Annotated in this window: 22 protein-coding genes; 11 read left to right on the top strand and 11 right to left on the bottom strand. The window is 67.5% G+C overall.

The window, feature by feature from the left end:
• Positions 1 to 26: 26 nt before the first annotated feature.
• Positions 27 to 1,580: an MFS transporter gene (locus AC1DF3_RS23125; protein ID WP_478140959.1), complete on the top strand. Its 1,554-nt coding sequence runs from the start codon at positions 27 to 29 to the stop codon at positions 1,578 to 1,580.
• Between the two features lie 43 nt (positions 1,581 to 1,623).
• Here the strand turns inward: AC1DF3_RS23125 and AC1DF3_RS23120 are convergent, their stop codons facing one another.
• The 3 genes from AC1DF3_RS23120 to imuA are packed head-to-tail and all read right to left on the bottom strand — an operon-like array spanning position 1,624 to position 7,064.
• Positions 1,624 to 4,989, bottom strand: coding sequence for an error-prone DNA polymerase (locus AC1DF3_RS23120; RefSeq protein ID WP_478140958.1), 3,366 nt, complete (start codon positions 4,987 to 4,989; stop codon positions 1,624 to 1,626).
• A complete protein-coding gene (locus AC1DF3_RS23115) occupies positions 4,982 to 6,298 on the bottom strand; it encodes a Y-family DNA polymerase (RefSeq protein WP_478140957.1) in 1,317 nt (438 codons plus the stop codon). Before AC1DF3_RS23115 ends, AC1DF3_RS23120 begins: the two co-directional genes overlap by 8 nt.
• On the bottom strand, positions 6,267 to 7,064 hold the full coding sequence (gene imuA / locus AC1DF3_RS23110) for a translesion DNA synthesis-associated protein ImuA (protein ID WP_478140956.1): 798 nt from the start codon (positions 7,062 to 7,064) through the stop codon (positions 6,267 to 6,269). Before imuA ends, AC1DF3_RS23115 begins: the two co-directional genes overlap by 32 nt.
• 145 nt (positions 7,065 to 7,209) lie before the next feature.
• Between imuA and AC1DF3_RS23105 the strand changes: the two genes are divergently transcribed.
• From AC1DF3_RS23105 to AC1DF3_RS23085, 5 genes are read left to right on the top strand one after another with little or no spacing between them, the layout of a single operon-like run.
• Entirely contained in the window at positions 7,210 to 7,590 is a 381-nt protein-coding gene (locus AC1DF3_RS23105) for a type II toxin-antitoxin system RelE/ParE family toxin (RefSeq protein WP_286531501.1), read from the top strand.
• Positions 7,571 to 7,906, top strand: a complete 336-nt coding sequence (locus tag AC1DF3_RS23100) for a helix-turn-helix domain-containing protein (protein WP_286531499.1) — start codon at positions 7,571 to 7,573, stop codon at positions 7,904 to 7,906. The genes AC1DF3_RS23105 and AC1DF3_RS23100 overlap by 20 nt, the downstream gene beginning before the upstream one ends.
• Positions 7,907 to 7,915: 9 nt before the next feature.
• Positions 7,916 to 8,845 (top strand): aldo/keto reductase, encoded by a 930-nt coding sequence (locus AC1DF3_RS23095; RefSeq protein ID WP_478140955.1) that lies wholly within the window; start codon positions 7,916 to 7,918, stop codon positions 8,843 to 8,845.
• Positions 8,846 to 8,890: 45 nt separating this feature from the next.
• Positions 8,891 to 9,130 carry a DUF4160 domain-containing protein gene (locus AC1DF3_RS23090; RefSeq protein WP_478140954.1) on the top strand — a complete coding sequence of 80 codons (240 nt, stop codon included), beginning with the start codon at positions 8,891 to 8,893 and terminating at the stop codon, positions 9,128 to 9,130.
• Positions 9,117 to 9,533 carry a DUF2442 domain-containing protein gene (locus tag AC1DF3_RS23085; RefSeq protein ID WP_286531493.1) on the top strand — a complete coding sequence of 139 codons (417 nt, stop codon included), beginning with the start codon at positions 9,117 to 9,119 and terminating at the stop codon, positions 9,531 to 9,533. Before AC1DF3_RS23090 ends, AC1DF3_RS23085 begins: the two co-directional genes overlap by 14 nt.
• A gap of 30 nt (positions 9,534 to 9,563) precedes the next feature.
• Here the strand turns inward: AC1DF3_RS23085 and AC1DF3_RS23080 are convergent, their stop codons facing one another.
• Both AC1DF3_RS23080 and AC1DF3_RS23075 read right to left on the bottom strand, forming a co-directional pair.
• A complete protein-coding gene (locus AC1DF3_RS23080) occupies positions 9,564 to 10,445 on the bottom strand; it encodes an alpha/beta fold hydrolase (RefSeq protein ID WP_478140953.1) in 882 nt (293 codons plus the stop codon).
• Positions 10,446 to 10,475: 30 nt separating this feature from the next.
• Complete coding sequence (locus tag AC1DF3_RS23075; protein ID WP_478140952.1) at positions 10,476 to 11,297, bottom strand: DODA-type extradiol aromatic ring-opening family dioxygenase; 822 nt, start codon at positions 11,295 to 11,297, stop codon at positions 10,476 to 10,478.
• Between the two features lie 91 nt (positions 11,298 to 11,388).
• Between AC1DF3_RS23075 and AC1DF3_RS23070 the strand changes: the two genes are divergently transcribed.
• Positions 11,389 to 12,276, top strand: a complete 888-nt coding sequence (locus tag AC1DF3_RS23070) for a LysR family transcriptional regulator (protein ID WP_478140951.1) — start codon at positions 11,389 to 11,391, stop codon at positions 12,274 to 12,276.
• Between the two features lie 52 nt (positions 12,277 to 12,328).
• Here the strand turns inward: AC1DF3_RS23070 and AC1DF3_RS23065 are convergent, their stop codons facing one another.
• The 6 genes from AC1DF3_RS23065 to AC1DF3_RS23040 are packed head-to-tail and all read right to left on the bottom strand — an operon-like array spanning position 12,329 to position 18,758.
• Positions 12,329 to 13,087 (bottom strand): ABC transporter ATP-binding protein, encoded by a 759-nt coding sequence (locus AC1DF3_RS23065; protein WP_478140973.1) that lies wholly within the window; start codon positions 13,085 to 13,087, stop codon positions 12,329 to 12,331.
• Positions 13,088 to 13,103: 16 nt separating this feature from the next.
• The gene (locus tag AC1DF3_RS23060; protein ID WP_478140950.1) at positions 13,104 to 13,967 is read right to left on the bottom strand and encodes an ABC transporter ATP-binding protein; all 864 of its coding nucleotides are present in this window, start codon (positions 13,965 to 13,967) and stop codon (positions 13,104 to 13,106) included.
• An 11-nt stretch (positions 13,968 to 13,978) separates the two neighbouring features.
• Complete coding sequence (locus AC1DF3_RS23055; RefSeq protein WP_478140949.1) at positions 13,979 to 14,887, bottom strand: ABC transporter permease; 909 nt, start codon at positions 14,885 to 14,887, stop codon at positions 13,979 to 13,981.
• Positions 14,884 to 15,891: an ABC transporter permease gene (locus AC1DF3_RS23050; protein WP_478140972.1), complete on the bottom strand. Its 1,008-nt coding sequence runs from the start codon at positions 15,889 to 15,891 to the stop codon at positions 14,884 to 14,886. Before AC1DF3_RS23050 ends, AC1DF3_RS23055 begins: the two co-directional genes overlap by 4 nt.
• A gap of 43 nt (positions 15,892 to 15,934) precedes the next feature.
• Positions 15,935 to 17,554 carry an ABC transporter substrate-binding protein gene (locus AC1DF3_RS23045; RefSeq protein WP_478140948.1) on the bottom strand — a complete coding sequence of 540 codons (1,620 nt, stop codon included), beginning with the start codon at positions 17,552 to 17,554 and terminating at the stop codon, positions 15,935 to 15,937.
• Positions 17,555 to 17,603: 49 nt separating this feature from the next.
• Positions 17,604 to 18,758 carry a mandelate racemase family protein gene (locus AC1DF3_RS23040; RefSeq protein WP_478140947.1) on the bottom strand — a complete coding sequence of 385 codons (1,155 nt, stop codon included), beginning with the start codon at positions 18,756 to 18,758 and terminating at the stop codon, positions 17,604 to 17,606.
• Between the two features lie 101 nt (positions 18,759 to 18,859).
• Between AC1DF3_RS23040 and AC1DF3_RS23035 the strand changes: the two genes are divergently transcribed.
• The 4 genes from AC1DF3_RS23035 (at position 18,860) to AC1DF3_RS23020 (ending at position 22,967) form a co-directional block, all read left to right on the top strand.
• The gene (locus AC1DF3_RS23035; RefSeq protein WP_478140946.1) at positions 18,860 to 19,636 is read left to right on the top strand and encodes a FadR/GntR family transcriptional regulator; all 777 of its coding nucleotides are present in this window, start codon (positions 18,860 to 18,862) and stop codon (positions 19,634 to 19,636) included.
• Positions 19,637 to 19,761: 125 nt separating this feature from the next.
• Positions 19,762 to 20,820 (top strand): porin, encoded by a 1,059-nt coding sequence (locus AC1DF3_RS23030; RefSeq protein ID WP_478140945.1) that lies wholly within the window; start codon positions 19,762 to 19,764, stop codon positions 20,818 to 20,820.
• 94 nt (positions 20,821 to 20,914) lie between these two features.
• Positions 20,915 to 22,795: an ABC transporter ATP-binding protein gene (locus AC1DF3_RS23025; RefSeq protein WP_478140944.1), complete on the top strand. Its 1,881-nt coding sequence runs from the start codon at positions 20,915 to 20,917 to the stop codon at positions 22,793 to 22,795.
• A 22-nt stretch (positions 22,796 to 22,817) separates the two neighbouring features.
• Positions 22,818 to 22,967, top strand: coding sequence for a hypothetical protein (locus AC1DF3_RS23020; RefSeq protein WP_478140943.1), 150 nt, complete (start codon positions 22,818 to 22,820; stop codon positions 22,965 to 22,967).
• The last annotated feature ends 101 nt before the right edge of the window (positions 22,968 to 23,068 follow it).

Genomic DNA, 23,068 nt, shown 5'->3' with positions numbered 1-23,068 from the left:
TTCTCGTCATCTCTCAGCGCATCCTCTTGCAACCCGCTACCCCCATCCCCGCGCCGAGGCGTTCCATCGACTTCGCAGCCTTCGCGCCGCTGGTCCTCGGCCTCGTCATCGCCATCGACTATTTCGACAGCGCCCTGTTTTCTTTTTTCTCGAGCTATATCGCGGGCGGTGTGAGCGCCACCGCCGACGAGCTCATCTGGGCCTCGAGCGCCTATGCGCTGTGCGCAGTGCTCGGCATTCTTCAGGAGCACGCCTGGGTCGAACGCGTCGGATACCGTCGCTACATTGCCACCTGCATGTTCGCCTTCGGCATTGGCGGAATCTGCGCGGCGCTCGCCGAGACGCCGATTCAGCTCATGTTGGCGCGCGGCTTCCAGGGCTACTTCGTCGGCCCCATGCTCGGCGCCTGCCGCATCCTCATCCAGGTCGGCATCCCGCCTCGACGCCAGCCCTCGGCGCTGAGCTCCTTCGCGGTGTCCGTCACCTTCGCCGGTGCGCTCGCATCGATCATCGGCGCATTCCTCGTCACCCACTTCGAATGGCGCTCGCTCTTCGTCGTCTCCGTGCCTTTCGCGGCGCTTGCCGGCTTTGCCGCGCTTCGCACGCTGCCCGACGTAGGCGACCTCGAGCCGCACGAAAGAACCGAGCCCCACTACGTCGCCTGCATCGTGTTCGCGCTCACTCAGGCGGCGCTGCAGGTGGTCGTCACCCGGACTCGCTTCGAGCTCTTCTCCGGCTCGCCCACGCTCATCGGACTCACCATCGCGAGCGTCGCAGGCATCGCGTGGTTCGCCTGGCACCAGTGGCGCCATCCTGCGCCGCTCATGCGCTTGAGCGTGCTGCGCGAATCGAGCTTTCAGGCCGGACTGGCGCTCTACATCGTCTTCTACTACCTCTCCACGGGCATGAGCTTGCTGCTGCCCCGCCTCATGGAAGGCGGCCTCGGTTTCACTGTCGGCGACACTGGCTACTTCACCGGTTCGATGTCCCTCCTGGGTGCATTGACCATCTTCCTGCACCTCAAGTACGCGCGGCGCGTCAAGCGCCAGCGCTGGCTCGTCGTCTCGGGTTTTGCCTTCGCTACCCTCTCGGCCTGGTGGTTCACGCAGATCACGCCGCAGGTCGACCGCCTGCACCTCGTGGTGCCGCTGGTGCTCTACGGCACCATTCCGCTGTTCGTCATGCTGCCAGTCGGGGGCATGACCTTCCGCGCCTTCAACGACGACGCCTTTGCCCACAGCTACCGGCTCAAGAACCTCGTGCGCCAACTCGCCATCTCGTTCGCGACCGCCACCTTCATCGCGTTGCAGCAGCACCGCATCGCGCTGCACGAAACGCGGTTGAGCGAAGCCACGACCCCTTCGAATCCGGGTTTTGTGCAAGCGCTCGACGCACTCACACGCGGTTTCGTTGCCACGGGCCACGCGGCGGCCGAGGCACACACGATGGCGCTGGCCAGCCTCGCGCGCGTGATGGAACAGCAGGCCACGTTCATGGCCTCGCTGGACGGGTTCGAGGTCCTCGCCGTCATTGCGGTCCTGGCAGGCATCTACGCCGCCTGGCACCGCAGGATCGGCTGAGTCATACCGGCCGAAATGACAAGTCGACTTCGCGCTGGAGCGCTTAGTGGAAATCCCTGCTCTTGTTGCTGTCCGCCAGCCGCCCGAGCAGCGGCGTCAGGTCCTTGAAGCCGGTCGCCACCAGGTGGCGCACCTCGCCGCCGCTGTCGACGTCGCGCTGCCAGGTGCCCTGCACCGCCAGCAGCTGCGACTTGAGCAGCGGCTCGCGCCAAGCCTCGACCACGTGGCTCCAGACGATCACGTTGACGTTGCCGGTCTCGTCCTCGAGCGTGACGAAGATCGTGCCGTTGGCGGTCTGCGGACGCTGGCGGCCCTTGACGATGCCGCAGGCGCGCACGGTCTGGCCGCTGGGCAGCGGGCGCAGCTGCTCGGCGCTCATGAGCCGCATCCGCGCCAGCCGCGAACGCAGCAGCGCCAGCGGATGGCGGCGCAGCGTGAGACCGAGCGAGGCGTAGTCGCCGACGATCTCCTCGCCCTCGGGCGCGGGCGTCAACTGCAAGGACGGCTCGTCGATCGGCACGCCCTTGAGCAGGGCCGGCGCGCGGCGCTGCGCGGTGGCATCCCACACCTGCTGCCGGCGATGGCCCGAGAGCGACATCAGGGCATCGGCCGCGGCCAGCGCCGCCATGTCCCGGGCATCGAGTTCGGCCCGCAGCGCCAGGTCTTCGGTGCTGGTGAAGGCCGCCTGGGCGCGTGCCGCCAGCAGGCGCTTCGCCCCCGCCTCGCTGAGGCTGGCCACGCGCTTCAGGCCCAGCCGAACGGCCGGCGGGTTGTCGTTGCCCAGGCGCTCGGCATGGCGCGCATCGGTGCCGGGCGGCATGCGCGGCGCATCGGGGGCGCGCGCCTCGAGCGTGCTGTCCATGTCGCTGGCCGTGACGTCGACCGGCCGCACCTCGACACCATGGCGCCGCGCATCCTGCACCAGCTGCGACGGGCTGTAGAAGCCCATCGGCTGGGCATCGAGCAGCGCGGCCAGGAAGCAGGCGGGTTCGTGGCGCTTGAGCCAGGCGCTGACGCAGACCAGCAGCGCGAAGCTGGCCGCATGGCTTTCGGGAAAGCCGTAGTCGCCGAAGCCGAGGATCTGCTTGAAGATCGCCTCGGCGAAGCTGCGCTGATAGCCCCGCCCGACCATGCCCTCGACGAGCTTGTCGTGGAACTTGCCGAGGCCGCCCTTGCGCTTCCAGGCGGCCATGGCGCGGCGCAGCTGGTCGGCCTCGTCGGCCGTGAACTCGGCCGCGATCATCGCGATCTGCATCACCTGCTCCTGGAAGATCGGCACCCCCAGCGTGCGCTCCAGCGCGGGCCGCAGCTCTTCCTTCTCGTAGTGGATCGCCAGCCCCTTGCTCACCCGCTCGCGCTGCTTCAGGTAGGGGTGCACCATGCCGCCTTGTATCGGCCCGGGCCGCACGATCGCGACCTCGATCACCAGGTCTTCGTAGGTGCGCGGCTTCAGGCGCGGCAGCATCGACATCTGGGCCCGGCTCTCGATCTGGAACACGCCGACCGTGTCGGCGTCGCAGACCATATCGAACACCTTCGGATCGTCGTGCGGCACCTGGTGCATCTCGATCGTGCTGCCGCGCCAGCGGTTCATGAGCTCGAGCCCGCGGCGGATGGCGCTCAGCATGCCGAGCGCGAGCACGTCGACCTTGAGCATGCCGATGGCCTCGAGGTCGTCCTTCTCCCACTGGATGACCGAGCGGTCTTTCATCGACGCCTTCTCGACCGGCACCAGGCGCGTGAGCCGGGTGTGGGTGAGCACGAAGCCGCCCACGTGCTGGCTCAGGTGGCGCGGGAAGCCCTTGAGGGCGACGGTGAGATCAATCCACTGCTGCAGCCTGAGCGCGTCTTCCTGGACACAAGCGCGCTCGGCCGCCGCCTGCAGCTGCTCTCCGAGCACGGTCTCGTCGAACCAGTAGTGGTCCTTGGCGAATTCGTCAACCAGCCGGGCATCGATGCCGAGCGCCTTGCCGACGTCGCGCAGTGCGCTGCGGGAGCGATAGCAGATCACGACCGCGGCGATGGCGGCCCGGTCACGGCCGTACTTCTCGTAGATGTACTGGATGACCACTTCGCGCCGCTGGTGCTCGAAGTCGACGTCGATGTCGGGCGGCTCGAGGCGATGGCGGCTCAGGAAGCGCTCGAACAGCAGCGTGCCTTTTTCGGGTGGGATCGCGGTGATGCCCAGGCAATAGCAGACCGCCGAGTTGGCCGAGGAGCCGCGGCCCTGGCACAGGATGTTCTGCGAGCGCGCGAAACGCACGATGTCCTCGACCGTGAGGAAGAACATCTCGTAGCCTAGCTCGTGGATCAGCGCGAGCTCGCGCTGGACCTGCCGGCACACGCGCTCGGGAATGCCCGAGGCGAACCTTTCGATCGGGTACCGCGCGAGCGCCCCTTCCCAGGTCTTGCGTGCCAGCGTCTGCGTCGGGGTCTCGCCGGTGCCAACGCTTTCGAGCGGGTACTTGTAGTTCTCGCGGATCACCTGGGGGTCGAAGCGGCAGCGATCGGCCACGACCAGGGTGTTGGCGAGCATCTCGGCCATGTAGAGCCCGGCCAGCCGCACCCGCGGGCGCAGATAGCGTTCGGCATTGGACTGCAGCGCGAAGCCGCACTCGGCGACGGTCCGGCCTTCGCGCACCGCGGTCAGCACGTCGTGCAGCGGCTTGCGCGCCCGCGAATGCATGCGGACGTCGCCGGCCGCCACCAGCGGCACGCCGGCGCGCCGGCCGGCTTCGACAAGCGCGACGAACCAGAGGTCGTCGTCGAGTTCGTTGAGCATCTCCAGGGCCAGCCAGAGACTGTCGCCGAACAGCGCCCTGGCGGCTGTCAGGTCGTCGTGCAGCGCGTCGGCATCGATGTCCTCGCCGGGCTTGCGATCGGGCACGATGAGGATCTGGCAGTGCTGCAGCGAGGCCACCTCGCTGTCTTCCCAGCTCACGCGGTACTCGCCCTTCGGCAGCTCGGTGTTGCGCGCCGCGGTGATGAACTCGCAGAGGTTGCCCCAGCCCTCGGTGTCGTCGGCGATCACCACCAGCCGGAAGCGCTCGAAGCGGAACTCGCTGCCGAACAGCAGCTGGAAATCCGGGTTGCGCGGGATCGGCTGCTCTTCGGGATGTTCGCGCTCCCAGGCATCGAACTTGGCCGGGAGTTCGCGCAAGCCCACGTAGGCCCGCACCACGCCGGCCACCGAGCACTCGTCGGTGATCGCGAGCGCCGCATAGCCGAGCTGGTAGGCACGCTCGACCATTTCTTCGGGGCTGGAAGCGCCGCGCTGGAAGCTGAAATTGGTCAGGCAATGCAGCTCGGCATAGTCCGGCAGGCCCGGCGCAGGCGCATGACGCCGGGCCAGCGGATGCGCTTCGCCGAGCGTCAGCGAGCGGATCTTCTTGTCGCTGAGTTCAGGCATAGAGGCCTTGCAGGTACCAGCGCACCTCGCCCTCCGAAAAGCAGGCCGTCGGGCGCTCGCGGAAGATCCAGACCAGGCCGGCTTCGGGGCTCTCGGCGACGTAGTAGTCGCGCACCGCGGGATGGCCGCCCTCCCCCACGCCGCCCCACCAGCCGGCCTCGACCCGCTGGGGCCCGATCAGCTTGCGCAGCGGTCCGCGCCAGCACGGACGCTCGCCGTCCATCTCGAGGCGCAGGGGTTCGGGCAGCAGCCACGCAGGGTAGATCGCATCGGCCTGAGATGGCGCGGGCGCCGCCACTGCCTTGCCCGCCGTGCGCAGCGCCGGCTGCCAGGACTGCCGGCGTTCGGGGCGGTGATCGGCCTGCGCCACCGCGCGCAGCACCTGCTGCGGGCCGAGCCGCGCGCTGAGCCGCTCGACCAGTTCGTGCAGCTTGTCGCCCTTGCGGTTGTCCTCGGGCAGGAAGCTGGTGCTGGCGCCGGCCCAGGGCGTGGTGTCGAGCGTGCGCAGGCGCAGCCAGCTCGCCGGTGCGGCCAGCGTGGTGAGGGCGAGCTTCTCGGCCATCAGGCGGCGCAGGTGCGCCATGTCCTGGGTCGGCTCGGCCGTGCGCACCACGATCTGCTGGTGCGGCGGCAGGTCGACGCCGTTGAAGCGCTTGAGGTCGAGCGTCCATTGCAGCTCGAGCGACACCGCGCCGCGCTGCCGGGCGCGCAGCCAGATCGACAGTGCGGCGAGCAGCCGGTTGGCCGACCACATGAGCTCGCTGGCGCCCTCGGCCAGCGCGGGCAGTTCGAGCTTCTGCTCGAACACGTCGGGCAGCGTGAGCCAGCGATGGCTCTCGGGACCCAGGCCCCAGGCCGCATCGAGCGCCGCGCGCAGTTCCTTGCCGAAGCGGCGCGTGAGGCCGCCGCGCGGCAGCGCCGCCACCTCGCCCCAGGTGCGGCAGCCCAGGTGCGCCAGCACGTCGAGGTGCGCGTGCGCGGCGCTCAGCGTGTCGAGCGGCAGGCCTGCGGGCAGATCGGCCGGCGGCCGCTGGCCGCGCGCGAACATCCGCAGCCGGGCCAGCGCCACCAGGCTGGTCGCGCCCTGGGCCTGCTGCACGCGCACCGGGGCCGCGGGGTTGAGGCTGGCGATCTGCCGCATCAGGCCCAGCCGCCCGCCCCACAGTCGCTCGCAGGCCGACACCTCGAGCAGCAGGGCTTCGTCGACCCAGGCGACGCGCGGGGTGAACTGCAGGGCCCACCAGCCGAGGGCTTCGTGGGACGGAAGCAGTACTTCATCAGGCTGCCAACGCAATGCGATCCAGTGCATGCCGTTTTCCTGAAAAGATATCGAGCCGCAGCACCGTCGCACCTTCGCCGGGCTGCGCCACACCTTCTTGCTGCCGCAGCAGCTTGCGCCGCAACTGGCTCGCGGCGAGCAGCGCCGTCATGCGCTGGCTGCGCGCCGGCAGCTGGATCGGCGAGGCCAGCGGCGGGCCGCGGCGCTTGAGGATGTGGACATCGACCTGCGTCCGGTCCCCCTCACAGGCCATCAGTTGCAGCCGCAGGCGCGCCGGCGAGGTCGACGCCGCCGCGTTCGCCGGCCGGAACACGAACAGCAGCGACTCGTGCTGCGCCGCCGCCAGCTGCAGCCGCCGCAATTCGCCGACCCGCGCCTGCGGCAGCCAGGCCAGCACGGCGGCCACTTCGGCGCAGCGCAGCGTCTGTTCGCAGGCCCAGAGCCGGGCGGCGGGCGCCTCGCTGCGCACCCACAGCAGCGATTCGATCGGCAGTCCACCGGCCGCCAGGGACGGCCCGAAAGGCTCGTGCGGCGCGCCGATCAGCGCGACCGGGCCGGCGCCGCCCTGCACCGCCTGCGCCAGGGCGGGCAGCAGCAGTTGCCAGGCATGGGCTTCGGGCGCCGACTGCAGCAGTTCGGTCATGGCGCCGACCGGCCAGCCGCCGCCCGGCAGCTGCGCGTCGAGGGCGGCGTGGCCGGTGCCGATGACCTGCGCATCGGCCAGGCCCAGCTCGTCCGCGCGCCAGACCTTGTGGCGCGCGGAGGAGGAGAAGGGGTCGAGGGAAGGGAGGCCCATGATGGTCAAGTTACTGTATTTTTATACAGTATCATTGCGCCCAGTGGTTTTTTGTTTGCATGTCGACTTGCCTGCAGGGACATGCATGGCGTCGACCTCGCCCCCCCCCTTTTGCGCCTTTCATTCCAGTTATGGGATAAATTACATGCCACTCGCTCCGGAAAGAAGGCTCTTCTGGATCGGGAGCAGCAAGAAGGATCTGGTGGCTTTGCCACCCTCCATCAGGAGATTCTTTGGCCACGCCCTCGACTTTGCCCAACACGGACAACAGCATGCAGCCGCCAAGGTGCTGCAAGGCTTTGCCGGTGCCGGCGTCCTGGAAGTGGTCGACAGTGACATCGGCGGGACCTACCGAGCCGTCTACACAGTCAAGTTTCCCGAAGCCGTATTCGTCTTGCATTGCTTTCAAAAGAAAAGCAAAAGCGGCATCGCAACCCCCAAGCACGACATCGACGTCATTCGCATGCGGCTCAAGGCAGCCGAAGCACTGATCAAGGAACTACGCGATGAAAAAACGCATCGTTGACGATATCGAGGTGACAGAGAGCTCCGGCAACGTCTTTGCGGATCTGGCCTTGCCGGACGCCGCGAAACTCCAGATCAAGTCCGGCCTCACCATCGAAATCAACCGCGCGATACAACGCCTGCAACTGACTCAGGACCAGGCTGCCGAACGGATGGGCATCTCCCAACCCAAGGTGTCCGCCCTGATGCGTGGCGCGTTCTCCAATTTTTCGGAACGCAAGCTGATGGACTGTCTCAATCGACTGGGTTACGACATTGAGATCAAGCTCAAGCCCGCCACCCAGCCGACCGGGCACCTGATACTCGCCATCGCCTGAGGACTCCTCATGCCCTCGGCACCCGCCCTCACCCGCAGCCAGTTTCTGCACCTGGGCGCCGCGCTGCCACTGCTCGCCACGCTGCCGATTCTTGCCCCAGCCCAGTCTCCGGGAGTCAAGCGCATGAACACCCGCCCCATCCCCAGCACCCGCGAAGCCCTGCCGGTCGTCGGCTGCGGCACCTGGATCGGCTTCGACGTTGCGCCCGGCAGCGCCGAATTCCAGCGGCTGCCCGGCGTCATCGACGCGCTGTTCGCCGCCGGCGGCTCGGTCCTCGACAGCTCGCCGATGTACGGCCGCTCCGAGTCCGTGACCGGCGAGCTGCTGGCCGCATCGAACCAGCGCGCCAGGGCCTTCCTCGCCACCAAGGTCTGGACCTCCGGCCGCGACGCCGGCATCGCGCAGATGGAGCAGTCCTTCCAGCGCCTGCGCACCGAGCGCATCGACCTGATGCAGGTCCACAACCTGCTCGACTGGCGCTTTCACCTGAAGACCCTGCGCGGCTGGAAGGACAAGGGCCGCGTGCGCTACCTGGGCATCACGCACTACACCGCATCGGCCTATCCCGATGTCGAGGCGGTGCTGCGCGCCGAGCCGCTCGACTTCCTGCAGATCAACTATTCGCTCGATGCGCCCGAAGCCGCCCAGCGCCTGCTGCCGCTGGCGGCCGAGCGCGGCGCGGCCGTGATCGTCAACATGCCGTTCGGCGGCGGGGGACTGCTGCGCCGGCTGCGCGGCAAGCCCCTGCCCCCCTGGGCCACCGAGATCGGCTGCACCAGCTGGGCCCAGGTACTGATCAAGTTCGTGCTGAGCCATCCGGCCGTGACCTGCACCATTCCGGGCACCAGCCAGCCCGAGCACATGGCGGACAACGCTGCGGCCGGCGCGGGCGAGTTTCCGGACGCCGACTTCTGGCAGCGCAATGCGGCGTCGCTGTAATAACCCAAGCGTTTTGGTTAAAATACATTCGAACGCGATGGATTCATGCCTACAGTGCTGCGCCTAGGCAAATTGCGGGTAGCCAACGACCATCGACCGGCGCATGTTCATGTGATCAGTCCGGACGGAGAGGCCGTGTTCGACCTGCATTGTCCGAAGGGGCCGCCCGAACTGCGGGAGAGCATGGGTTTTGCATTGCATGAATTGAACGGGATCGTGAACCAGCTGCAAAGCGCCCTCGACAAGCTCTGCATTCAATGGAGCAGCATTCATGGCACTCACTGAGGCCGCATTGAAGCAAGCCGAAGCGCGAATGCAAAGACGTCGCGACGCCGGCCCTCGTGCCGTTTCGGCGCACTACGATCGCCGTGTGGGGCGGGTCGTCGTGCAGCTGAACACTGGCGTCGAGTTGGGCTTTCCACCGAGCCTCGCGGAGGGACTGGCGCAGGCCCGGCCCAAGGATCTTGTCGACATCGAAGTCAGCCCCGCCGGCACCGGACTGCACTTCCCCCTGCTCGACGTCGATCTCTACGTACCGGCACTGCTCGAAGGCATTCTGGGTTCGCGAAAGTGGATGGCGCAGGCCATGGGCAAAGCGGGCGGAGCGCAAACATCCGAAGCCAAGGCCCAAGCCGCGCGCAGCAATGGAAAATTGGGCGGGAGGCCACGCAAGAGGGTCGAAAGCTGAGCCTGCTTTGCGGACCCGAGCGGACCCGCGCTACCGATCCAGGAAGCGCAGCACCGCCGAGTTGAACTCGTCCGCCCGCTCGAACTGCACCCAGTGCCCGGCGCCGTCGATCACCACACCTTCGCGTTGGGGATGGCCGGCGGCGAGCTGCGCCACCAGCGGCCGCGAATCCGCCGTCACGTCGTGCACGCCCCAGAGCAGCAACTGAGGGCCGCCGATGGCTTCCAGAGCGGCCTGAAGTCCGCCCGACAACGAGACCTCCTTGCTGCGAAAGCGCGTGCCGTGGCAGGAGATGTCGTGGATCGCGAAAGCCAGTGCATCGATTGCCGACTTGTCGTGCAGCATCAGCGCGGCCAGGTTGTGCAGCAACGCGGCGCGCTCCTGGTCGCGGTCCTCGGCGGCGCGCCAGTTGACCATCTCGACCGTCATGCGCCGCAGCGTGCCGTGGCCACCGCTGCCCACCAGGACCATGCGCCGGATGTGGCCCCGGCGCTGGCCGAACTTGGCGGCGACCAGGCCGCCGAACGAGAAGCCGCCGAGGTCGATCGGGGTACCGGCTCCGATCAGGCTGTCGAGCGTTCCGGACAGCGCGTCGAGCAATGGGTCGACCGCGGCCTGGCCGGGCTGCGGCTTCGGCGGCGCGTCGGACTCGTTGAAGCCCGGCAGGTCGGGCAGCCACAGCGTGCGCGAGGCCGACAGCGCCTCGGCGTTGCGCAGCCAGTGCATCCAGCTGCCGTGGCCGCCGTGCAGCAGCACCAGCGGAGGCCGCGTGTCGTCGCCGCCGAAGCAGCGCCAGCGTACGCGCACGCCGTCGTGCTCGACGTCGTGGAGGGTGGCGAGCGCGTCGATGCGCGCGATCAGGTCGAGCGCATCGGCTTCGGCCTGGGGATCGAAGGTCGAGAAATATGGCACCGCGCCATTGTGCCGCGCGGCGACCCAGGCTCAGGCGGACGCGGCCCCGAACCGGAAGCTCGACACCGAGATCCCGCCCATGAACGCATCCTCGTGGTAGATGCGTTCGCCGGCCTCGCCCTCGGCCGCGCCGACTGCGACCATCAGCGGAATCAGGTGTTCTTCTCGCGGATGCGCGATGCGCGCCGCCGGTGCCGCCGACCAGTGCAGCAGTTGCTCGATCCGCTGCTGCGGCGTGGTTCGCACCACTGCGCCGTCGAGCCAGTCGTCGAAGGCCTTCGAGACATCGCGCGCCTGCGGGCCGAAGTTCCGCAGGTTGTGATAGCTCAGGCCGCTGCCGACGATCAGCACGTTCTCGTCGCGCAGCGGCGCGATCGCCCGGCCCAGCGCGATGTGCTCGGCCGGATCGAGGCCGCGCCGCAGCGACAGCTGCACCACCGGCACCTCGGCCTTCGGATAGATCGCGGCCATCGGCGAGAAGGTGCCGTGGTCGAAGCCGCGCTCGGCATCGAGCGCCGCAGGCAGGCCCGCGGCCTCGAGCAGCGACTGCACGCGGCGCGCCAGTTCGGGCGAGCCCGGCGCGTCGTAGTGCACCTGGTAGGTATGGGCCGGGAAGCCGCCGTAGTCGTAGATCATCGGCGGGCGCGGGCTGCCCATCACGGTGAAGGCGGGCTCTTCCCAGTGCGCCGACACCATGAGGATCGCGGCCGGCGTGCGGCCGATCTGGCGCGGCATGTCGGCCAGCGAGGCCTCGAGCTTGTCGTAGGTGGGGCCCATTTCCTTCTTCATCCACGGCCAGGGGCCGCCGCCGTGCGAAATGAAATAGGTGGGCAATCTGGTAGTCGTGGTCATGGGATGCTCCTTGAACGCAAGTCTAGAGATTTCCCAGAAGGAAATCGATAGGCTAGGATTCATCGATTCATTTCCCAGGAGGAAATCATCGATGGATCGCCTGACCAGTTTGCGCGTCTTCAGGGAGGTGGTGGAGTCGGGCAGTTTCGTCGCCGCCGCCGACCGGCTCGCGATCTCGGCCCCCATGGCCAGCAAGCATGTGGCGCAGCTCGAAAAGTCGCTGGGTGCACGGCTTCTTCACCGATCGAGCCGCCACCTGAGCCTTACCGAAGCGGGACAGGCCTGGTATGAGCAGAGCTGTCGCGCGCTCGACCTGCTCGATGCAGCCGAGGCCGCCATCGGACAGACCAGCGCCACGCCGCGCGGGCAGCTCAAGGTGAGCGCGCCGGTGTGGTGCGCGACGCCGCGATTCGCGCGCGTGCTGGCAGGCTACCGCGCGCAATACCCCGAAGTCGTGGTCGACATGCATCTGGAGAACCGCAAGGTCGACCTCGCGGCCGATGGCTACGACCTCGCGCTGCGCGCAACGCAGGAGCCCTCGCCTGCGCTGATTGCACGGCCGCTGTGCCGGCTGCAGTTTCACCTGGTGGCGACACCCGGGTGCATCGCACGCAGCGGGCTCCCCGCCTCGCCGGCCGACCTCGCAAAGCTCGATGCGATCGTGCCCAGTTACGTCAACCTCGAAGGCTTCACGCTCAAGGGTCCGGGCGGCCGGCAGGCGCCGCTGCGGCTGCAGCCGGTGATGAAGTCCGACGACACCAACCTGACATTGCATGCCGTGCACGCAGGGATCGGCATCTCGTTCCTGCCCGAATGGCTGATCGACGACGATCTGGCCGCGGGTCGGCTGGTTCGCCTGGTGCCGGACTACGCCGCGCCGCCGGTGACCCTGTTCGCGGTGTACACGAGCCGGCAATACATGGCGCCCAAGCTGCGCAGCTTCATCGATTTCCTGGACTCCAGCCTGGGCGCGCCGTAGTGCATGCGGAGCGTGCATCTCGCGGCGATCGCCGGTGAAGCGGCCCATTGGCCTAGGCGACAGCTTCTTCTCCCACCTCCCGGTCACGATGGCGCGTCGCGTCCACCAGCATTTGCGTATAGGCATGCCTTGCCTCGCTGCGACACAGCGCATCAGTGGAGAGCGTTTCCACGATCCGGCCCTGCTGCATCACCGCCAGCCGGTCGCACAGGTGGGCGACCACGCCGAGGTCGTGGGTCACCATCAGATAGGTCAGTCCGTCGCGTTCCCGCAGGTCGACCAGCAGGTTGAGGATTTCGGCCTGCACCGACACATCGAGCGCCGAGGTCGGCTCGTCGAGCAGGAGCACGCGTGGCTCCAGGATGAGGGCTCGCGCGATCGCCACGCGCTGCCGCTGTCCGCCCGACAGCTGGTGCGGGTAGCGAAACCGGAAGTCGCTGTTCAGCCCCACCTTGCCGAGGATGCCGTCGATGCGCTCGCGCTGGTCGCCGATGCCGTGGATGCGCAGCGGTTCGGCGAGCGCGGTGTGAATGGTGTGCCGCGGGTGCAATGAACCGTAAGGATCCTGGAACACCATCTGCACCTCCCGGCAGCGTGCGCGATCGCGCTTGTGTCCGAGCGCGTGGCCGGCGATCTCGGCATTGCCGGTCCAGTGCGTGAACTGGCCGGCAAGGCAGCGCAGTACGGTGGTCTTGCCCGAACCCGATTCGCCCACCAGGCCGAACGACTCGCCAGGCTGGACTTGCAGGCTCACATCGTGGAGCACCCGGTTCGCGCCGAAGGCGAGATTGAGCGCGTTGACTTGGATCATGGCCATGGGTGTCCTCTCAGTCGGCAAGCCACGCAGGGTCGCGCCGCAGCACGGGCAGGCGCGCCCGGCGATGGTCCAGGCTGGGCATGGCGCCCAGCAGCCCACGGGTATAAGGATGCTCGGCGCGATCCAGGTCGGTAGCGGCAAGGCTCTCGACCACGCGGCCGGCATACATCACCAGCACCCGGTCACAGAAATGGCGGACCAGATTCAGGTCGTGGCTGATGAAGATGAGGCCCAGTCCGCGCTCGCGAACCAGTTCGCCGAGCACGTCCAGCACCTGAAGGCGCACCGACACGTCGAGCGCGGAAGTCGGTTCGTCCGCGATCAATACCTCGGGCTCGGTGATGAGCATCATCGCGATCATGATTCGCTGCCCCATGCCGCCCGACACCTCATGCGGATAGAGATCGAACACCCGTTGCGGATCGCGGATGCGCACCGATTCAAGCATGGCCAGCGCACGTTCGCGGGCTTCGGCACGGGGGACGTCGTGGTGGGCCAGATAGGCTTCGGCAATCTGCTGGCCCACCCGCACGACCGGGTTCAGCGAGTACTTCGGATCCTGCATGATCATCGACATGCGCTTGCCGCGCAGGGCCTGCATGGTCCAGGGGCTGGCAGTCAGAAGGTCGATGCCATCGAAAGCCAGGGTGCGAGCCTCGACGCGCGCACTGTGCGGGTGCAGCTTGAGCAAGGCGCGGCCCACGGTGGACTTGCCCGAGCCGGACTCGCCGACGATGGCGAGCTTCTCGCGCGAGAGGTTGAACGACACGCCGCGCACGGCATGCATCGGGCCGTCGGGGGTGGCAAAGCGGATGTGCAGGTCGTCGACCTGCAGCTTCGGGCGCAGGGGCGGCTCGGAAACGGGAGAGTGCATGGGAGAGTTCCTCATTCGCTGCGGGGATCGAGGATGTCGCGCAGGCCATCGCCGATCAGGTTGAAGGCGAGGCTCACCAGCATGATCGCCATCCCTGGCGCGGCCACGAGCCACCAGCACTCGATCATGTAGCGCCGGCCGCTGGAGATCATCGCGCCCCACTCCGGCGCAGGCGGCTGCGCGCCCAGCCCCAGGAAGCCGAGACCGGCGGCGATCAGGAGCACGTTGGCCATGTTCATGGTCAACCGGACCACCACCGACGACATCAGCATGGGCGCGATGCAGCGCACCAGGATGCGGGCCGACGAGGCGCCCTGCAATTGCGCGGCCACCACATAGTCGGCATGCCGCAGCGACAGGGCCTCGGCCCGCGCCAGCCGCGCGATCGGTGGCCATGCGGTCAACGCGATGGCGATCACCGCATGGTCGAGCCCCGGGCCCAGTGCGGCCACGAAGGCCAGCGCCAGCACCAGGCCCGGGAACGAGATGAAGATGTCGGTGATGCGCATGAACAGGTTGTCCACCCAGCCACCGAAATAGCCGGCCATGCTGCCCACCGCGAGGCCGACCGGGCCGACGATGACCGTGACCAGCGCGATGATGTAGAGCGAAATGCGCGAGCCATGCACGAGGCGGCTGAAGATGTCGCGGCCGTACTCGTCGGTGCCGAACCAGTTCGCGTGCGATGGCGCCCGGAGTGCCTGCTTCAGATTCTGTTCGAGCGGATCGTAGGCGGCGATCCATGGCGCGAGCAAGGCGACCAGCAGCAATACGGCGATGACCAGCACGCCGGCAACGGTCATCGGATTGCGCAGCAGCCTGCGCAATCCCTGGCGCAGGTTCAGCAGCACGGCCTCTGCAGCCGAGTCGGGCATGCGGGAAGAGGTGATGGTGGTGGTGGTGGTGGTGGAAGCCATCATGAGCGGGTCCTCGGATCGAGCAGGTGGTAGAGCGCATCGGACAGAAGATTCAGCGTGATGAAGATCACCCCCACCACCAGCACGCAACCCATCACCGCGTTCATGTCGCCCAGCAACAGGCCGTTGGTGAGGTACAGGCCGAAGCCGGGCCAGGCGAAGACGGTTTCGATCAGCACGGCGCCCTCCAGCAGGCCGCCATAGGCCAGCGCCACGATGGTCAGCAACTGCACGAGGATGTTGCGGAACGCGTGGTGCCAGACCACGCTGCGCTCCGGCAGCCCCTTGACCCGCGCGGTGGTGATGTACTCCTGCGACAACTGCGCCAGCATGAAGCTGCGCGTCATGCGGCTGATGTAGGCCATCGAATGCAGGCCGAGGACGCAGGCCGGCAGGAAGAGGAACTTGAGCGCGCTGCGAAACACTTCCCAGTTCCCGGCGAGCGCCGAGTCGACCAGCAGCAGGCCGGTGCGCGTGGGCACGACGCCGTCGAACGGCAGGTCGACCCGCCCTGCCCCGCCGGCCCAGCCGAGCCAGGCGTAGAACACCAGCAGCCCCATCATGCCGAACCAGAACACCGGCGTCGAATAGCCGAACAGGCTGATGACGCGCACCAGGTGGTCCGCGAGTCGACCGCGCCGCGTGGCCGCGAACACACCGAGCGAGACGCCGGCGCAGGTGCCGAGCAAGAGCGCCATCGTGGCGAGCTCGACGGTGGCCGGCAACACCCGCGCCAAGTCGTCCGTCACCGCATGTCCGGTGAACAGCGCGTGACCCAGATCGCCGTGAAGCAGGTCGCGCAGGTAGTAGCCGAACTGCACGGTCAGCGGCCGATCGAAGCCAAGCTGCTTGTAGACCTGGTCGTAGGTGGATTTGTCCGCATCGGGGCCGACGATGGACAGCACCGGATCGAGCGGCATCACGCGGCCGATCACGAAGGTCAGCAACAACAGTCCCAGCAGGGTCAGCACCACGCTGACCGCGCGATGCGCGGCCGCGCGCAGCATCGGATGGCTCAAGAATGCGAACACGGAAACCTCCCCATCCAATTCAGACGCCGGCTTCGGCATGCTGCTTGTCGACATCGCGCAGCCGCGTGGTGGCAGCCGGGTGGGCCTGGTAGTTGCGCACTTCCCTGCGCATCACCACGGTGTCCACCATCTGCGAAATCGGCTGGATGCCACCGACTTCGGCGTCGTACAGCCGCTGCGCCTGCCCGTAGTCGGCCATCTGCCGGGCTTCGTCGCGCTCGATCTCGGCCTTGCGGATCAATTGGTTCAATGCGGGGCTGAAGAACGAGGTGCGCCATCCCTGGAAGTTGGTCAGCCGGGCCGCATCGCTGTTGTCGGGGTTGTAGACCAGTGCCCGGAAACTGCCGTGCGGATGCGGCTCCACCCCGACACCGCGCCCCACCAGGATCTCGAACTTGCGCTCGCGCATTGCGCCATACACCTGGTTGCCGGTGCCCGACAGCACGCTCGCACGGATGCCGGCCTGCGCCAGCGTCGCCTGCAGGCTGGTAGCGATGTTGATGAAGGGCGGGTCGGACAGCACGCGGATGGTGGTGTCGAAGCCGTCCGGATAACCCGCCTCCGCCAGCAGCGCCTTGGCGCCGGCCACGTCGAGCTTGTAGCCGGGGCCGGGCAGCGTCGCAGCCAGTCCGAGCGGCACGGGCCGCTGGTTGGGCACGCCATAGTCGGGCATCACGGTGGTGTTGATGCCCTCGTAGTCGATCAGCTTGCGGATCGCGAGGCGCACGCGCCGGTCGGCGTACCTCGGGTCCTTCAAGCTCACGGCCACGTAGTACATCGTGCCGCGCTGCGTCGATCGAACGACGACCTCGGGGTTCTTGCGCATGGCCTCGATGTCGGGCACCGAGAGCCCCGAAGCCAGGTCCAGATCGCCGCGTGAGAGCATCAGCCGCAGCGTCTGCGATTCGGTCATGTGGCGCATGACGACCCGTTTCATCTTCGCCGGACCCCGCCAGTAGCCATCGAAGCGATTCATGATCAGCGTGTCCTTGGCCCGCCACTGGGCGAGCGAGAACGGCCCGGAGCCCGCCGAGTGCGTGGCGAGCCATGCGCGACCCATGTCGCCGTTCTTCTCGTTGGCCATGACGGTGCGGCGATCGAGCACCACGGCGCTGACCGAGGTGGCCAGCGTGAACAAGACCATCTTCGGGTCGGTGACGACAGGCAGGTCGATCACCAGCGTGTGGGCGTCGGTCGCGCGGATGGCCTTCTCGACGTTCTGCGCGCTGAGGCCGTAGCTCTTCCACGGCGAGGCCATGGCCAGGTTGAGCTTGAGCACCCGGTGCAGCGACCACGCCGCATCGTCCGCGGTCAACGCATGGCCCGACTGGAACCTGACGCCATCCCGCAGCCAGAACGTGATGCGGCGGCCGTCGTCCGAAACGCTCCACCGCTCGGCCAGACCGGGCAGGATCTTGTCGGGCACGAGCGCATCCAGCTCGATCAGGTAGTCGTACAGGTTGACGTTGACCTCCACCACGTCGTTGCCGGTGGCGGCGGCCGGGTCCAGCGTGAGCAGGTTGTTCATGCTGAACCCCACGATCAGCTGGTCGTCCGGCGTTCTGGCCTGCAGCCCGCTGACGCCGGCGCACAGCACCACGGCCAGCGCCAGCGGGCGCAGCCATTGCTTTTTATTCATGGCTTGTGTCTCCTCCCCGATTGGACGAACGAACGCGCCTGCGTCCGTCTCAGTATGTGCGGATGGTATGGGCTTCGATGTAGCCGAAATCGATGTCCTCACCCAGCCCCGGCAGCGATGAAAGGTGCACGTAGCCTTCCGCATCCATCGGGTCGGCGAGCTGATTCAGATAGGCCGGCACTTCGTCATAGTCCAGGAACGGGTGAAGCAGTCCGCGCTCGTACCAGCGGCAGTTCTTGATGGCCGCGCAAACGGCCAGGTTGGCCGCACCGTTGCCGTGCACCTCGCACTGCATGCCGAAGGATTCTGCGAGATGCGCCACTTTCAGCGTCGGCGAGATGCCGCCCACGCCCGGCACACCGGCGCGCAGGATGTCGCAGGCACCCGCCTTCACCCAGTCAGCCCGGCTGTGGTGCTTGCCCGAGAGACTTTCGGGTCCGATGATGGGGATGTCGAGCTGCTCGGCCAGCCACGCATAGGACGCCATGCTCTGCTCGTCCATCATTTCCTCGAACCAGGTGAAGTTGAGCTTCTCGAGCGCCCGGCCGATGGAGAGTGCGTCGATACGGCTGTAGTTGTGATAGCCGTCCAGCATCAGCGGGATGTGCGGCCCCACTGCCTCGCGCACGGCGGCGCAGGCCTTGATGTCCATCTCGACGCTGGGCGCGAACGACACCGGGGGCATCCAGGTGTGGAGCTTGATGGCCTTGTAGCCGCGCGACACCAACCTTTCCGCGAAGGCGGCATATTCATCCGGCGTGGACAGGCCGCCCTGAAGCTCGTCGCCGCACATCGTGCTGCCGTAGGCCGGCACCTTGTCGCGGTAACCACCGATGAGCCGGTACACAGGCTGGCCCAGCGCACGGCCCGCCAGATCCCACAGCGCCTGGTCGACGGCCGCCAGGCTGCGGTCGGTGAGCTGCCCCGCGCTGCCGCGCTGCCAATGCGCGAGCCCATGCCAGAGTTGCTCGCGCTGGAACGCGTTCTGCCCGACCAGCACCTTGCGCACGAAGGCATCGAGCACGTGCGGGCGGATCACCTCCGGCGGCGCGAAGGCATGACCGCTTTGACCCTCCTCGGTCACGATGGTCAGCAGCGCCAGCTTGCCCTCGATCTCGAGACCGGGATGGGAATGGCCAGCGGCATCCACTGAACGCCGGGTAGGAAAGCTGAATTCGGTGCCCTGCACCTTGGCAATCTTCATAAAATCCTCTGAATCATCAGTCGTCAGACTTGCATGAAAGTCTATCCAACACGTCTGACGTGTTGGCCCGTATTTACCCTAGGTCGTCTGTCGCCTTGCCCATGAACGAAAACCCGATCCGCGCCAAGAGCCAGCCACAGCGCGTGGTGGACGGCGTCTCCGAGCGCATCCGGCACGGCAGCCTGAAACCCGGCGATCGCGTGCCGCCCGAGCCGAGCCTGATGCGCGAATTCGGCGTCAGCCGGACCGTCGTGCGCGAGGCCATGTCCCGCTTGCAGGCCAGCGGCCTCGTCGAAACGCGGCAAGGCATCGGCACCTTCGTGCTGGCACCGCCGACCAGCGGGCCATTGCTTTCGGTCGACGCGCGGGACGTGCAGGACCGCCAGAAGCTCGCCATGCTGGAACTGCGCATCAGCCTCGAATCCGAAGCCGCCAGCCTGGCCGCGATGCGCCGCCGCGACGAGCAGCTCCAGGGCATGCGCCTGGCACTGGACACCTTCGACGCCCAGCGCCGGGCGGGCGGCAGCACCGTCGAAGCCGACTACCAATTCCATGCGCAGATCGCCGCGGCCACCGGTAACGAGTACTTCGAGGAAGTGCTGCGCAACCTCGGCAATGCCACCATTGCACGCCGCGAGGGCGCGTCAGCGCCCTCCTCCAACGCCCGCTTCGGCGAGGCGCAACCGGCACTGGAAAGCGGCAAGGCCATCACCCAGCGGGAGCACGAAGCCATCTACGAGGCCATCCGCCGCGGCGATCCGGCCGCGGCGCGTGCCGCGATGTTCATGCATCTGAGCAACAGCCGCGAACGACTGCGGGCCAGCGCCCAGGCGCTCGACATTCAAGCCCCGCCGACCTCGGAACCTCCCGTCGCATAGCCCGCCGCCCAGCAAAGGGTTTTCACGGGGTAGCAGGACAAGTGAGCGAGACCTTACTATCAATCAGCACATCTGACGACTGACGTCTTATGAATGTTTGATAGGCAAGGGAGAGGTTTTCAAAAATGAAATCGTCCGCGCTCGCCCCGCTGTGCTGCGCAGGCGTCTTCGCGTCTGCGGCATCCGCGCAATCCAGCCTGACGCTGTGGGGCATCACCGATCTCTGGATCGGCCAAATCACTCAAAAGAGCAGCGACGGCCCCACAACCCGGCAGTCGGTTCTGGAGAATGGCGGCGCATCGGTCAGCCGATGGGGCCTGAGGGGCATGGAAGACCTGGGCGGCGGCCTTCAGGCGCGCTTCGTTCTCGAGCAGGGCATCGCGCCCGATACCGGCACCATCAGCAAGGTGTCGAATCTGGACCAGGGATTCAACCGCGCCGCCTACGTCGGCCTCGTCGGCCCTGCGGGCGAAGTGCGCCTGGGCCGCATGCTCACCGCTTTCGACGCGCTGCGCGGCTCCACCAACCACCTCTATGACTCCTCGGGCTTTGCCTCCACCGGCCAGGTCTGGAGCGCCAGCACCACCGCCGCCCACGGCCTTCCGGCGGTGATCGGCAGCGACTACCTGGCGCGGGGCAACAACACCGTCTACTACGCCACGCCGAGCCTGGGCCCCTTCAGCGGCTCGATCAGCTACAGCGCCGACGAAGGGGCCTCGACGGCCACGCTCAACCCGCGCTTGTGGACAGGGCACATGCAGTACGCCGCCGGTCCGCTGAGGATCGGCTATGGCTACCAGACCGAACGCTTCTCGACCGGAAGGAACAACTTCCACATCGTCGCCGGCCACTACGACTTCGGTCCTGTCAGGATGGTCGGCGCGATGCAGCGACAGACCGACGAACGCGTCCTCGGCCACCTCAAGTCGAACGAATGGGAGATCGGCTTCGATGCACCGTTCGGCGCCGCGACCGCCGCCATCGGCTATGCCAGTTCGATCACCAGGGACGACGCCGGCAGGCGGGTCATCGATGCACGCGGCCTGAGCCTGCTGGGCACCTACGACCTGTCGCGCCGTACGCGCCTCTACATCGGGTTCCGCAAGCGCAAGACCTTGCGCGTCGACGGCAGCGTCTCGCTCGATGCCACGCGCATCGGCACGGGCGTCATGCACCGGTTCTGATCGCGTCACTGCGCGCGAGTCGGCACCAATCCCCGATCGCTGCATGTGCAGAAAGAGGCCGGTACAGTCACCTCCTCACTGGAGACCGTCCGCCTTGTTCCGCTTCTTCGAAAAACTGCTTCCCGCCTACCCCGCCGCCGAACCCGAATTGCCGCCGCGCGGCCTCCTCGCCTTCCTGTGGGCCTGCACCCAGGGCCTGCGCGGCAAGATCGCCGCGATGGCGCTGCTGACGGCCGCGATGTCGGCCTTCGAGGCGCTGCTGTTCGCGATGCTCGGGCGCATCGTCGACTGGCTCGGCGGCCAGGCGCCGGCGCGCCTGTGGGAAGAACGCGGCACCACGCTGATGTGGCTGGCCTTCGCGCTGGCCGCGAGCATCGGCGTGGTGGCGCTGCAGACCATCGTCAAGCACCAGACACTGGCAGTGAACCTGCCGATGAGGCTGCGCTGGAACTTCCACCGGCTGATGCTCGGCCAGAGCATGGCCTTCTACCAGGACGAGTTCGCCGGCCGCATCACGGCCAAGGTCATGCAGACCGCGCTGGCGGTGCGCGAAACCATCTTCGTGCTGGCCGACGTGCTGGTCGCCATGGTGGTCTACGTGGCGACGATGATCGTGCTGGCGGCGGTGCTCGACCGCCAGCTGATGCTGCCCTTCCTGGTCTGGCTCGCGTGCTACATCGGCTCGCTGGTGTTCTTCGTGCCGCGCCTGGGCAAGGTCGGCAAGGCCCAGGCCGATGCGCGGGCCTCGATGACCGGCCGCGTCACCGACGCCTACACCAACATCGCCACCGTCAAGCTGTTCTCGCACACCCAGCGCGAGGCCGGCTTCGCGCGCTCGGCCATGAAGGAGTTCATGGGCACCGGCTATGCCCAGATGCGGCTGGTGAGTGCCTTCGAGATCGTCAACCACACGCTCAGCATGGGCCTGACCGCCGGCATGGCCGGCACCGCGCTGTGGCTCTGGTCGCAGGGCGCGGTCGGCGTCGGCGCGGTGGCGGCGGCCACCGCGATGGCGCTGCGCCTGCAGGGCATGTCCCACTGGATCATGTGGGAGATGACCAGCCTGTTCGAGAACATCGGCACGGTGCAGGACGGCATGAACACGCTGTCGCGCCCGCGCACGGTGCTCGACGCCGCCGACGCGAAGACGCTCGAAGTGCCGCGCGGCGAGGTGCGCTTCGAACATGCCAGCTTCCGCTACGCGGATGCGGGCCGCCGGGTCATCGACGACATGACGCTGACGGTCGCACCGGGCGAGAAGATCGGCCTGGTCGGCCGCTCCGGCGCCGGCAAGTCGACGCTGGTCAACCTGCTGCTGCGCTTCCATGACCTGGAAAGCGGCCGCATCCTGGTCGACGGCCAGGACATCGCCCACGTCACGCAGGACAGCCTGCGCGCCCATATCGGCATGGTGACGCAGGACACCTCGCTGATGCACCGCTCGGTGGCCGACAACATCGCCTATGGCCGGCCCGACGCCGGCGAGATCGCGATCCGCGCCGCCGCCGAACGCGCCGAGGCGCACGATTTCATCCAGACGCTGGGCGACGCCAGTGGCCGGCACGGCTACCAGGCCCACGTGGGCGAGCGCGGCGTGAAGCTGTCGGGCGGCCAGCGCCAGCGCATCGCGATCGCCCGCGTGATGCTCAAGGACGCGCCGATCCTGCTGCTGGACGAGGCCACCAGCGCACTCGACTCCGAGGTCGAGGCCGCGATCCAGGCCAGCCTCTACCGGCTGATGGAAGGCAAGACGGTGATCGCGATCGCGCACCGGCTGTCGACCATCGCGGCGATGGACCGGCTCATCGTCCTCGACCAGGGCCGGGTGGTCGAGGAAGGCGACCACAAGACGCTTTTGGCCCGCGGCGGCCTCTATGCCCGGCTGTGGGCGCACCAGAGCGGAGGCTTCCTCGGCGACGGCGACGAGGACGACGACCAGGAGAGCGGCACGATCGCCGAGCCCTCGACGGTCTGACTCGCGAGTCCTACAGGGGGCGATGATCGCCGACTACACACAGGGCGCGGCGTCGCGCGCAGAGTGGAAACGTCTTCAACAAAGAGGAGTTTCCACCGTGAATTCCATCATCTACATCGTCGGTCTGGTCGTGGTCGTGGTTGCAGTGCTCTCGTTCTTCGGCCTGCGCTGACCCGGCTGGTTTCCTCTTTCATCCGCCCTCCAACGGGGATTCACGGGGTCGCTCGCGGCCCCGTTTTTCGTGGGCCGGCGGCGCGGCATCGACGGGCATAA

Source organism: Variovorax sp. 10N432, assembly GCF_056394465.1.
This window is presented reverse-complemented; position numbering and strand designations above follow the sequence as displayed.

What these genes read in the sequence shown, in the direction of transcription:
- AC1DF3_RS23120 (WP_478140958.1), bottom strand. Translation starts at nt 4,989, where the DNA reads ATGCCTGAACTCAGCGACAAGAAGATCCGCTCGCTGACGCTCGGCGAA.
- AC1DF3_RS23115 (WP_478140957.1), bottom strand. Translation starts at nt 6,298, where the DNA reads ATGCACTGGATCGCATTGCGTTGGCAGCCTGATGAAGTACTGCTTCCG.
- imuA (WP_478140956.1), bottom strand. Translation starts at nt 7,064, where the DNA reads ATGGGCCTCCCTTCCCTCGACCCCTTCTCCTCCTCCGCGCGCCACAAG.
- AC1DF3_RS23105 (WP_286531501.1), top strand. Translation starts at nt 7,210, where the DNA reads ATGCCACTCGCTCCGGAAAGAAGGCTCTTCTGGATCGGGAGCAGCAAG.
- AC1DF3_RS23100 (WP_286531499.1), top strand. Translation starts at nt 7,571, where the DNA reads ATGAAAAAACGCATCGTTGACGATATCGAGGTGACAGAGAGCTCCGGC.
- AC1DF3_RS23095 (WP_478140955.1), top strand. Translation starts at nt 7,916, where the DNA reads ATGCCCTCGGCACCCGCCCTCACCCGCAGCCAGTTTCTGCACCTGGGC.
- AC1DF3_RS23090 (WP_478140954.1), top strand. Translation starts at nt 8,891, where the DNA reads ATGCCTACAGTGCTGCGCCTAGGCAAATTGCGGGTAGCCAACGACCAT.
- AC1DF3_RS23085 (WP_286531493.1), top strand. Translation starts at nt 9,117, where the DNA reads ATGGCACTCACTGAGGCCGCATTGAAGCAAGCCGAAGCGCGAATGCAA.
- AC1DF3_RS23075 (WP_478140952.1), bottom strand. Translation starts at nt 11,297, where the DNA reads ATGACCACGACTACCAGATTGCCCACCTATTTCATTTCGCACGGCGGC.
- AC1DF3_RS23070 (WP_478140951.1), top strand. Translation starts at nt 11,389, where the DNA reads ATGGATCGCCTGACCAGTTTGCGCGTCTTCAGGGAGGTGGTGGAGTCG.
- AC1DF3_RS23065 (WP_478140973.1), bottom strand. Translation starts at nt 13,087, where the DNA reads ATGATCCAAGTCAACGCGCTCAATCTCGCCTTCGGCGCGAACCGGGTG.
- AC1DF3_RS23060 (WP_478140950.1), bottom strand. Translation starts at nt 13,967, where the DNA reads ATGCACTCTCCCGTTTCCGAGCCGCCCCTGCGCCCGAAGCTGCAGGTC.
- AC1DF3_RS23055 (WP_478140949.1), bottom strand. Translation starts at nt 14,887, where the DNA reads ATGATGGCTTCCACCACCACCACCACCACCATCACCTCTTCCCGCATG.
- AC1DF3_RS23050 (WP_478140972.1), bottom strand. Translation starts at nt 15,891, where the DNA reads ATGCTGCGCGCGGCCGCGCATCGCGCGGTCAGCGTGGTGCTGACCCTG.
- AC1DF3_RS23045 (WP_478140948.1), bottom strand. Translation starts at nt 17,554, where the DNA reads ATGAATAAAAAGCAATGGCTGCGCCCGCTGGCGCTGGCCGTGGTGCTG.
- AC1DF3_RS23040 (WP_478140947.1), bottom strand. Translation starts at nt 18,758, where the DNA reads ATGAAGATTGCCAAGGTGCAGGGCACCGAATTCAGCTTTCCTACCCGG.
- AC1DF3_RS23035 (WP_478140946.1), top strand. Translation starts at nt 18,860, where the DNA reads ATGAACGAAAACCCGATCCGCGCCAAGAGCCAGCCACAGCGCGTGGTG.
- AC1DF3_RS23030 (WP_478140945.1), top strand. Translation starts at nt 19,762, where the DNA reads ATGAAATCGTCCGCGCTCGCCCCGCTGTGCTGCGCAGGCGTCTTCGCG.
- AC1DF3_RS23020 (WP_478140943.1), top strand. Translation starts at nt 22,818, where the DNA reads ATGATCGCCGACTACACACAGGGCGCGGCGTCGCGCGCAGAGTGGAAA.